This window comes from Paraburkholderia sp. SG-MS1 (assembly GCF_012275575.1).
Classification (GTDB): Bacteria; Pseudomonadota; Gammaproteobacteria; order Burkholderiales; family Burkholderiaceae; genus Paraburkholderia.
This window is the reverse complement of sequence record NZ_NPIH01000286.1, coordinates 197,155-204,369: the sequence shown is the minus strand read 5'-3', so window position 1 is coordinate 204,369 and position 7,215 is coordinate 197,155. Positions and strand designations below refer to the sequence as shown.

The following is a 7,215-nucleotide window of genomic DNA, read 5'->3' as shown; positions in this document are numbered from 1 at the left end:
CCAAAGCCGGATACAGTTGCTGCGCCGTCTTGCCGAAGATCCATTCGCGGTCTGCATCGCTCAGGCTCGCGAGACCAGCCTGCGCGGTCGCGAGAATCTCCGCGAGCGTGCCCGTCGAGGTCGGATAGTTCGAGCCCCAGGCCATGCGCTTCGCGCCGAACGCCTCGACCACACGCGGGAAGAACGTTGCTGCACTCGCCTTCTCCTTCTTCACATCGCCGAAGATACGCGGCGTGAGCTTCAGGTAGATGTTCTCGAGCGGTGCGAGATCGAACAGGCTTTGCGCTTTCGCATACGGCGCGCCGTCGGCCACTTCGGGACGTCCCAGGTGGTCGAGAATGATCGCGACCTTCGGGAAGCGCCTGGCCAGCGCCGTCACCTGCGGCAGGCCGATCGGACCGGTCTGGATGCACATCGGCAGGCCCAGTTCGCCGCACAGTTCCCACGCCGGAAACGAACGCGGATCGTCCAGCTCGCTCGGGTCGAACTCCTTCGTGCTGCCGCCCGTGAAGAGGCGCAGTCCGGCGAGCCCCCGGCCAACCCATTCGCGGATGCGTTCCGGCGCATCCTCCTGCAACACGTCGACCGAGCCGACGGCCACCAGACGGTCCGCGTATTGCGCGCAGCCATCGACCACGTAGCTGTTGTCGAAGCCATACGTGGTCGACGAATGCACGACAGCCGCCTTCGCGACGCCGGCCGCATCCATCGATGCGATCAGCGTTTCCACGGTCGTCGGACGCTCCTGCGACCAGTCCGAGCGCTTGCCGAACAGGGGCGCCGGCGGATAGCGGGTTTCGTCGCCGGAGATGATGTGCGGGTGAATATCAACGATTGTCATGAATGTCTCTGTGCTGTTCTCATTGCATGCGGCCCGCGCCCATGTCGCGTGCCGCCTGATGGTCCTTATTTGCCGCGCGCCTTCAGGCGTGCATCGAGGCGTGGGTAGACCCGGCGTGCGTTACCTTCGAAGATCTTGTAGCGGTCTTCGTCCGAGAGCGCCTCGCATGCGTCGATATAGCGCTTCGTGTCGTCGAAGTACTGGCCCGTGGCCGGGTCCTTGCCGCGCACCGCACCGATCATTTCCGAGCCGAACAGCACGTTGTCGGCCGGAATCACTTTGGTCAGCAGTTCGACCCCCGGCTTGTGATACACGCATGAGTCGAAGAAAATGTTGTCCAGCAGCCCTTCGAGCGGACGCTCGCGCATCTCGAGCGACATGCCGCGATAACGTCCCCAGTGATACGGCACCGCGCCGCCGCCGTGCGGAATCACCAGACGCAGCGTCGGGAAGTCCTTGAACAGGTCCGATTGCAGGATCTGCATGAACACGGACGTATCCGCGTTCAGGTAGTGCGCACCGGTGCCGTGGAAACACGGATTGCACGATGCGGCCACATGGATCATCGCGGGCACGTCGAGATCGACCAGTGCTTCGTAGAGCGGATACCACTCGCGATCGGTCATCGGCTTGCCGGTCCAGTAGCCGCCGCTCGGGTCCGGGTTCAGGTTGCAGCCCACGAAACCCATCTGTTCGACGCAGCGGCGCAGTTCGGCAATGCTGTTTGCAGGATCGGCGCCGGGCGATTGCGGCAACTGGCACACCGGCGCGAAGTTGTCCGGATAGAGTTCCGTCACGCGGTAGACGAGGTCGTTCGAGACTTCAGCCCATTCGAGGCTGGTGCGCTCGTTGCCCAGGTGGTGGCTCATCAGGCCCGCGATCGGCGAGAACAGCGTGAGGTCGCTGCCGCGCTCGCGTTGCAGCTTGAGCTGGCCGTTGCCGATGGCTTCGCGGATTTCGTCGTCGCTCACAAAAGCGCCATCGCGTGACGGCGCATTGGCCGGATCGTTGGCAAATTCGACCTGTCTGGCGCGCCACGCGCGGAATGAGGCGGGGACGGTCGTGAAGTGACCGTGGCAATCGATAATCATGGTGTGTCCAGTCTCGTGCAGGAGGATGGTGTTCGGCTCAGCGGGCCAGCGGATCCACGAACAGTTCGTTGATCGACATGCGGCGCGGCGTCAGCCCCTGCCTGAACGCGGTCGCTTCCAGCGTTTCGATCGTCTTGAGGTTTTCCTGCAGACCGTACGGCAGCGGATCGTATCCGACGATCTTGCGCAGTTCGAGGTACTTCCTGTCGCTGGGGGCCGTCGCATCGCCTGCGTCGAGACGTGCGAGCCATTCCTTCTTCGCCTGCACGAACGCGTCGTAGATCGATTTCGCGATCCACGGATGGTCGGCGAGCACCGAGTCCTTCACGACGATCGTGCCGTGCATCGGATACACGCCGGTGCGGCCGTAGTACTCCTTCTCAAGCTCCGCAGCGTTCGGCAGCAGATCCGGATAGTTGGCCTCGACTTCCTGCCAGCCGCCTGTCGGCGCACCCTTGCGGCCGATACCGGCGGCCGCGTCGAAACCCGCCGACAGTTCGCCCGAGGCCATCATGTCGGCAAGCGAACTGCCTTGCGGCGCGTGAATGACATTCGAGGGCAACTTCAGTTGCGTGACGTGCTCTTCGTCATCGACCACCCAGGTCACCTTCGACGAATCGAGACCGAACTCGTCGATCAGCACCTGACGCGTCCACACGCCGGTCGTCACCGAATACGCGCGCACGCCGACCTTCTTGCCTTCGAGGTCCTTCGGCGTCCTGATGCCGGCATCCGGGCGAACCAGCAGGCCGCCATGATGAAAGCGCCGCACGACGAAAACCGGCAGGCCGACGAACGGTGCGCCATACGCGCGGGCAATGATGTAGGTGGTCGGCGCGAGCTCGCAGACATCGAACTCGACATCGCGCACCATTCGGCGAAACGCGCCGATCTGCGGCTTGACGGTGACGAATTCGGCGTCTACACCCTCGATGGGGATCGAGCCGTTGCGGATAGCGGCGGTGTGCGGGTGCTCGGCGATGGCGATCTTGAGCGGGACGTTTCTACTCACCTGTGTCTCCTGTATGGATAGCGTTGCCCGATCGACCTGCTGGCCAACGCAGCCCGCTGCCACGTATGGGCAACTTGTATGGCCGTGCAGGTGATCTCGTGGGCTATATGATCTGGCGGTGCACGCTTTCCGTCTATTGAAATAAAGAGCGGTTGCGTTAACCAATCGGTAAAGGCTCAGACGTGGCGGGACGCCAATCCCTGTACCGGGAGCGCCAGGGAGAGCAGGTAAAAGTTTGTTTGTAGCGTGCCGCTGCGCAGGTGCTCGCGCGGCTTCGAAGGTGGCGCCAGGGTGGCTGCCCGCTCGACGAACCGAACGCTGGACGAACAAAGGGCCGGCGACAACCGTCAGTCGGCCCTCCCAGTTGCGCGACTCAGTCGGCTTTGACCGTCTTCACGGCGGCGGAGCATACCTGCTCCAGGCAGCGCAGCAGCAACATTGCACTCGGCGCAAGCGGCTTGTCGCTTTGCCAAAGCGCGCCGAGAGGGCGCGTAACGAGGTTTAGATCGATTGGCAGTGCGCTAATCGGACCGACGTCTGCGTGGGAATGAAGCGCATCGCCAGTGTGCAGCGCAATGGCATTGTTAAACTGAAGGTAGGCGCGAATCAGGTGAGGCGACAACGTTTCGATGTAGTTGGACGGCATGAGCAGGCCATGGCGAGCGAGAGCATTTTCGATCGGCTCACGCAGCAAGGAACCGACCGGTGGGAGCACCCATGGAAAATCCTGAAGGTCCGACCATTGAACTTTCGTTTTGCCCGCGAGCGGATGGCGCGGACTGGTCACGAGTTTAGTGTGGGGCGTGAGCAATACCTGCTCCCGCAGACCGACGGTGTCCGACTTGCTCGGCAACCGGCCGACGATCAAGTCCAGATCGCCGCGCTGTAGTTCCTGCACTAACGCGCTCATCCGGTTTTCACGAATCTCCACGTTAGTGTGAGGCGTGTCCTGCTTGAGCAGCGTAAGCGCCTTCGGCATGATGGTGGACACCATGATGGGCGACGTCCCGACATACACCTTGCCGGCACTGCCGTTCTGCAAGGCCTTGATCTCTTCGGCTGTCTGGTTGAGGGTGCTGAGTACGATTCGAGCATGCCGCACTACGCTCTCGCCGTATGCCGTGGGCCGCAGCCCATTGGCCGTGCGCTCGAACAGCTTGACTCCTAGCGCCCGCTCAATATCGCCGAGCGCCTTCGATACCGCCGGGACCGTGATAAACGAATTGGATGCCACCTGACGCAGATTGCGAAAATCGTAAACCGCAACCAGCAGGCGCAAGTGACGCACCTTCAGATTGACGTTCAAATACCAGTCCAGTTGCCCCATGCTGTCTCCGGATAAAACCAACGCGCTGGCCGGGAGTCATCCGATGCAGACCTCGTTGCATGAGCGGGCGTTGGACAGTACAGCGCGCCACTATGATGCTCCCGCGGTTGATCTGCTTTCAGAATTCGTCGGCACCGAAGACCCGCATGTTAGCCCACGCGCTCTGCTTCCGGTCTCAGATCGAGGGAATGTGGGTCGTGTACCGGGGCGCATAGGCGATCTGATTGCGGCGACTGTTCTGTGGGGTTGCCGTCGTCCAGATCCGCCCCCGAGCGCTCCGGCAGAAGCAGGGCCGCCACGATAGCAGCCGCGAACGCCGCGAGTGCCGCAATGCCCATCGCACGGCCGAGCGGCATGACGATGGAGAGCGTGCCGACCGCCGCCGGCACAATGGAACCAAAGCCTCTCCCGCCAGTGATGCAAAAACCTGATCCACTGGCTCGGACATTGGTCGCAAACAGTTCGGCGAAAGTAGGCGCGAGGCCTGCGGCAAAGCCGCTCTGGAGCGTACCGTGGAAGAAGATAAGAATGACGGTTGCCTTAGGACCAACCTGTAGCAGCAGCAACAAGCCCACCACGACGGTCTCGCACACCGCGAACAGCACGAAACTGGAGCGCCGCCCGATTTTGTCGCTGATGAAACCGCTGACGAACGGACCGATCAACGAGCCCGTGATACCCATCGCGAGATATCCGGCCATCGATGCGGCGGCCAGATGAAGATCCATGCGCAGGTAGGTCGGCAGCCACGCGCTCATGCCGAATCCTCCGCCGAAAACTCCCGTTGCAAGCAGAAGGCCGGGCAGCGTAACGCGTAAATGAGCGGGCCGGAAAATCTCCCAGAACGGCTCCGCTTTCCTGCCCGCGCGTCGAGCGCTAGCCGCGGCTTCATAGATGCCGCTTTCCGGAACGCTTTGACGGATCATCAGCACCAGGAAAGCCGGAACGACGCCGATGACGAACATGACTCGCCAGCCAATCGTCTCCGGGAAAAAGTTGAAGACAATCGGCACCAACGCAGTGGACAGTGCGTAACCGACGGCGAACCCGGACTGCACCGACGCCGCCACGCGTCCGCGAAGATAAGGGCGGACCGCCTCGCTGATCAGCACGCCGCCTACCGCCGCCTCGCCGCCATATCCGAGCCCCTGAAGCGCCCGCACGACGACAAGCGCATGAAAGCCAGAAGTCACCGCTGCTAGCAGGCTGAAAAGCGCCACCCACAAAATGGTGAATTTGAGCACGGCAACACGACCAAATCGGTCGGCAACGATACCCGCCATCCAGCCGCCGACTGCGTTGCCGATGAGACCTGCCATCGCCAGTACACCAATCTCCGTTTTGGTGATGCCGAGAATGGTGATCAATACCGGCGCGAGCAATGCGTACATTGTCGAGTCCAGGGAATCCAGCGTATATCCGCCGAAACAGGCCCAGTACGTGCGTCGTTCGACTGGAGTGAGTTCCGAGTACCAGACTATCTTCATTTACGTCCCCAGTGATTGCCAGGTTATCGTGTTCGCCAGGCCATGCCGACAAAGGCATCCGCAAACGCATTGATTACTCGTCATTTGATCCGGATAGCGAACAATTTCGAATCAGAAGCTGTGGTCAATACCTATCGTCCCGGCGATTTGACGTTGTGCCTTCTGCGGATTGAGTGTGGTATTGGTCGCATACGAACCGCGATAACGAGTAAAGTCGGTTTCAACATAGAGGCGCGTCCTCTTCGACAACGAATAGGTCACGCTGACAATGCCGATATCACGCTTGCCATCCGTATTCGGCAAACTGGTTTCGTACACGCCCGCGCCAATACGGGTAAAGGCCGTGATGTCGTAGGTCGCACCCACCCAATAGTTTTCGGTGCGCACCGGGTTCGAACCGGCAATGCCGTCCTGATTCTCGTTCATGTAGCCACCCGAGAGCATCAGCGAACCGAACACCAATCGCGTCCCTAACGCGTAGTAGTTGTCCGGAACATAGTTCGTGCCGACCAGAGTGCGTTTATGGATATACACGCCGCCTAATTCGATAAAACCGCTCTTGTAGCGCATACCGACACCCCGAGCGGAGCCGTCGCTGAAATTGCCTGCCACTCCGCCAAACGAATTCTCCATACTGAATCTGAATGGTCCGAATTCGCCTTTGTACTTCGCATCGTTGCTGAAGTGAACGCCGTCGAGCGCCGGCGTGAGCGGAACGATTGACGGATACTGGAGAAAGAAGGGATCGAAATCATAGATGATGTCGTGAGCCAGATTCCATTGGCGCCCCAAGGTCAGCGTCCCATAGGGACTCTTGAAGCCGACGTACGCCATACGATTGAATAGCAGGCCGGTTGTATTGTCCAACGCTCCGTTAGACACATTGAAGCCTGTCTCCAACTGGAAGATGGCCTTCCATCCTGCACCCAGATCTTCCTGCCCAGTGAAGCCCACGCGGCTGGATGAAAGCCAGCCGTTCGTGTTCATCGTCGTGACCGAACCATGTCCATTGTTTGTGTACCGGATACCGGTATCGATAATCCCGTACAGTGTCACGGAAGATTGAGCGTGCGCGGCGCACGTCATCATGCCCAGAGCCGCGGCTCCAAGAACCTTTATCGTTGACATATCTCTACTTTCTAATTTGATTTTTCTTAGCTCACCGATGTCGTGACCGGCGAGCGCGTCTCCATCCCTGACAGGTGCGTGTCTCCTTCCTCCCGTCAAGCCACTATGCGTGTCGCACCCGGCAAATGTCAGTCCCGACGTGCCTGCGGAAATACAAATTCGCGCGCGACGAAAGCCATGAAAATCAAGACCCGCGAATGTTTCCGCAACAGTTCGCCGTGCCGCGCGCAGCGGCGGGGCGAACTTCGACTCAAGCTTCGACGATGCAATCCTCTCATCGTCAACTTGCAACGTCTATTGAATAAAAACCCCGATGCGTTAACTATTCG

General features: G+C 60.4%; 6 protein-coding genes. All 6 read right to left on the bottom strand.

Annotated elements, in window-relative coordinates; all coding sequences use genetic code 11:
* Positions 1 to 841, bottom strand: an 841-nt coding sequence (locus CIC12_RS31780) for an amidohydrolase family protein (RefSeq protein ID WP_168670368.1), incomplete at its 3' end; no start/stop codon positions are given.
* A 65-nt stretch (positions 842 to 906) separates the two neighbouring features.
* Complete coding sequence (locus CIC12_RS31775; RefSeq protein WP_168665288.1) at positions 907 to 1,932, bottom strand: amidohydrolase family protein; 1,026 nt, start codon at positions 1,930 to 1,932, stop codon at positions 907 to 909.
* 37 nt (positions 1,933 to 1,969) lie between these two features.
* On the bottom strand, positions 1,970 to 2,944 hold the full coding sequence (locus CIC12_RS31770) for a PhnD/SsuA/transferrin family substrate-binding protein (RefSeq protein ID WP_168670366.1): 975 nt from the start codon (positions 2,942 to 2,944) through the stop codon (positions 1,970 to 1,972).
* A gap of 373 nt (positions 2,945 to 3,317) precedes the next feature.
* Positions 3,318 to 4,271 (bottom strand): LysR substrate-binding domain-containing protein, encoded by a 954-nt coding sequence (locus CIC12_RS31765; protein WP_168670364.1) that lies wholly within the window; start codon positions 4,269 to 4,271, stop codon positions 3,318 to 3,320.
* 149 nt (positions 4,272 to 4,420) lie between these two features.
* Entirely contained in the window at positions 4,421 to 5,758 is a 1,338-nt protein-coding gene (locus tag CIC12_RS31760; protein WP_168670362.1) for an MFS transporter, read from the bottom strand.
* Positions 5,759 to 5,869: 111 nt separating this feature from the next.
* Positions 5,870 to 7,177: a porin gene (locus tag CIC12_RS31755; protein WP_168670360.1), complete on the bottom strand. Its 1,308-nt coding sequence runs from the start codon at positions 7,175 to 7,177 to the stop codon at positions 5,870 to 5,872.
* Between the last annotated feature and the right edge of the window lie 38 nt (positions 7,178 to 7,215).

Excerpts from the sequence above, each read along its gene's own strand:
- CIC12_RS31775 (WP_168665288.1), bottom strand. The coding sequence starts at position 1,932 with ATGATTATCGATTGCCACGGTCACTTCACGACCGTCCCCGCCTCATTC.
- CIC12_RS31765 (WP_168670364.1), bottom strand. The coding sequence starts at position 4,271 with ATGGGGCAACTGGACTGGTATTTGAACGTCAATCTGAAGGTGCGTCAC.
- CIC12_RS31760 (WP_168670362.1), bottom strand. The coding sequence starts at position 5,758 with ATGAAGATAGTCTGGTACTCGGAACTCACTCCAGTCGAACGACGCACG.